We start from the raw sequence: 265 nt of genomic DNA on the forward strand, positions 1-265 counted from the left end.
CAGTAAAGGAGATAGTACAATGCAGGCACCACCTTCTTTTTACGAAGGCGACACGTTAGAAATCGCAAAGAAATTACTCGGCCAAAAACTCGTTCATATTGTAGACGGAATAAAACGAAGCGGCATCATTGTGGAAGTAGAAGCATATAAAGGCCCAGATGATAAGGCCGCACATAGTTATGGCGGCAGACGAACGGATCGTACAGAGGTCATGTTTGGCGCACCGGGGCATGCTTACGTATATTTAATTTACGGTATGTATCAT

At 44.2% G+C, this 265-nt stretch carries 1 protein-coding gene; it reads left to right on the forward strand.

Translation table 11 applies throughout. The features are described from left to right. Positions 1–19: 19 nt before the first annotated feature. A partial coding sequence (locus tag JDS96_RS31155) for a DNA-3-methyladenine glycosylase (RefSeq protein ID WP_199669163.1) occupies positions 20–265 on the forward strand: 246 nt, incomplete at its 3' end.

The sequence above is a fragment of the Bacillus cereus group sp. N21 genome, assembly GCF_016483395.1.
GTDB lineage: Bacteria > Bacillota > Bacilli > Bacillales > Bacillaceae_G > Bacillus_A > Bacillus_A pseudomycoides.